This is a genomic window from Tenacibaculum xiamenense (genome assembly GCF_964513065.1).
In the GTDB taxonomy this organism is placed as follows: Bacteria; Bacteroidota; Bacteroidia; order Flavobacteriales; family Flavobacteriaceae; genus Polaribacter; species Polaribacter xiamenense.
Window position 1 is genome coordinate 17,538 of sequence record NZ_CAZEQU010000019.1, and the last position, 3,108, is coordinate 20,645.

Consider the following 3,108-nt stretch of genomic DNA (forward strand, 5'->3'; position numbering starts at 1 on the left):
TGAGAATATTCAAGATATCTATCCCTTGTCACCATTACAAGAAGGAATTTACTTCCATTATTTAATGAGTAATGAGGAACAAGGAGATCCATATATTTTATCGAATTTACTTTCATTTACAAGTAAAACCCAACGTAATTCTTTTATAGAAGCACTTCAGTTTGTAATAGACCGTCATGATGTATTGCGTACTTGTTTTGTAAGTGAGGATCTACCAATAACGGTTCAGGTGGTGCAAAGAAAGGCAACATTAGAAGTAGAAGAAATAACTATTGATACCGATAAGGATATGGAATCTGAGTTGAAACAACTTACAAATCCAGGGAATCAATGGATGGATATTTCAGAAGCACCGTTATTAAAATTAAAATCAATTGAGGATGAGGAGAATGGAGTATACTATTTGGTAGTAAATCAACACCACTTGGTACTTGATCATGTAGGTTTAGAAAAGGTGATTTTTGAGATTGAGCAATATTTATCAGGGAATAAAGAAAGCCTTTCAACACCTGTTTTATATCGTGATTTTATAGCACATACCTTACATTCACAAGCAACGAATGACGATGAGGGGTATTTCAAAGAATTATTAGAAGATATAGAGGAGCCTACTTATCCATTTAACTTAACGAATGTTTTAGGAAATGGAAGCGATATCAGTGAATTTGAAATCGTATTACCAACGGAATTGAGTGAAAGAATTCGAAGCGCAAGTATCGAATTAGGGATGAGTCCGGCTATATTATTCCATGCTGCGTACGGAATTGTAGTCGGAAGGTGTAGTAATAAAGAGTATGCTATTTTTGGATCATTATTCTCAGGACGTTTACAAGGAGCAGTTGGAGCAGCAGAATCTTTAGGACTGTTCATAAATACCTTACCACTTATAACGAAGCTTGGAGGCAATATTACCGAGTATGTTCAAAAAGTAAAAGAAGGCTTAAATGAGTTGTTACCTTATGAGCAAACACCATTATCAAGTATTCAAAATTGGAGTAACATTTCTAATGAAATTCCATTGTTCAGTGCGATATTAAATTATCGTCACTCTGATAAATCGAGTGCTATAGAAGATAATCCGGAAGGACAAGATTTAGGGATAACTCATGTTGGTGGACACGAGAGAACGAATTATCCATTTGCTTTGAGTGTTGATGATTTCGGAGTTGATTTCGGAATGACAGCTCAAATGGATGCAAGTGTTCTTCCAGAAAGAATTCTTTCTTATATGGAAATGGTATTAAGCCAACTTTTAGATGGCATAAATACTGAAAATTCTGTTGAAAGCATAACTATGTTAACTGATACTGAAGAGTATGAATTAGTTAGTGAGTTCAACGATACAGCAATTGCTTATCCAGAGGATAAAACATTAATCGATTTATTCAACACTCAAGTTGAAAAAACGCCAAATGCTATAGCAGTAGTTTATAAAAACGAGCAGTTAACATATAAGGAGTTAGATGAATTGTCAAATCAATTAGCTCAGTATTTAGTAGCGAATTACTCGATAAATATTGAAAACTCCATTACAGTTATTCTAGAGAGAAGCAATTGGTTAATTGTTTCAATGTTGGCAATATTGAAAACAGGAGCAACTTATGTTCCAATTGATCCATCGTATCCAGAAGAAAGAAAATCATACATTCTTAATGATAGTGGTAGTATTTTCAGTATTGATAATGAATTCTTAAACGAGTTTAAAGAGCATAAAGATGAGTATTTGACAAATTCAACAGGTATTTCAGTAGATGCAAAGAACTTAGCATACATCATCTATACTTCTGGAAGTACAGGAAAACCAAAAGGAGTATTAATTGAGCATAGAAGTATTATAAATACTATTTTATCTCAAATAGAAATATTCTCTATAACTCCGGAGTCTCATTGTTTACAATTTGCAAGTCAATCATTTGATGCCTCAATCTCGGAAATTTTCACGGTGCTTTTAAAAGGAGCAACATTATATACGATTGAAGAGGAGAAAAAATCAGATGTTTTGTTCTTCAAAGAATATATAAAGAACAATGCGATTACCATTGCTACATTACCACCAGCATTTTTACAACTATTAGAGGTTGAAGACTTACAAGGATTTACCACATTGGTAACAGCTGGAGAAGCAATTCCATTAACATTAGCGAAGACTTTTGCTGAGAGTTACAATTACATAAATGCTTATGGTCCTACGGAAACAAGTATTTGTGCAACCACTTTTAAAGGAGATATAGGAGATCTCGTTCCAATAGGAAAACCAATTGATAACACTCAGATCTACATTTTAAACGAAGCAAATGAATTATTACCTGCAGGAGTAGTAGGAGAGTTATGTGTTGGAGGTAGAGGAGTTGCTCGAGGATATTTGAATAGAGCAGAGCTCACAGCCGAAAAGTTTATAGATAATCCTTTTAAAGAAGGAGAGAGAATCTACAAAACAGGCGATCTAGCTAGATGGTTACCTGATGGTAATATCGAATTTTTAGGAAGAAAAGATGATCAGGTTAAAATCAGAGGATATAGAATCGAATTAGGAGAGATAGAAAATGCTTTGGCATCACTTTCTTCAGTGAATCAAGGTTGTGTATTAGCAACCGCTGATTCGAATGGAAATAAACGTTTGGTTGGATATGTGGTTCCAAAAGAAACTTTCAATAAAGAAACTATTCAACAAGAATTAAAAGAGATTTTACCAGAGTATATGGTTCCTACGTTATGGATTTCACTAGACGAAATGCCTGTAACAAGTAGTGGTAAAATAGCTAGAAAATCATTACCGACTCCAGAAGGATCTGAATTATCGAGCAGAGAATATGTAGCCCCAAGAAACGCATTAGAAGAACAATTAGTAGCAATTTGGCAAGAGCTATTAAAGGTAGAAAAAATAGGAATACACGATAACTTTTTTGAACTAGGTGGGCATAGTTTATTAGCAACGCGATTAGTTGCTATGATTCGTAAAGAGTTATCAATAGAAATTTTTATTCAAGAGATTTTTGAGTTCAGTACCATAGAAGAAATGGCTTCTTATATCAATTATAAGGTAGTCAACTTTAGTGAAGACTCTGTAGATGATTACAGTATGAGTATTGACATATAATTTTTAATCAT

Annotated in this window: 2 protein-coding genes (1 of these 2 cut by a window edge); both read left to right on the forward strand. The window is 33.7% G+C overall.

From position 1 onward, the window contains the following. Positions 1-65, forward strand: partial view of an amino acid adenylation domain-containing protein gene (locus tag ACKTTV_RS09155; RefSeq protein WP_408030537.1) — the final stretch only. Its footprint begins 17,530 nt before the window's first position; 65 of the gene's 17,595 nt are visible here — the last part of the coding sequence; its start codon lies off the left edge, out of view; its stop codon occupies positions 63-65. Next, positions 26-3,097, forward strand: a complete 3,072-nt coding sequence (locus ACKTTV_RS09160) for a non-ribosomal peptide synthetase (RefSeq protein ID WP_408030538.1) — start codon at positions 26-28, stop codon at positions 3,095-3,097. Before ACKTTV_RS09155 ends, ACKTTV_RS09160 begins: the two co-directional genes overlap by 40 nt. The last annotated feature ends 11 nt before the right edge of the window (positions 3,098-3,108 follow it).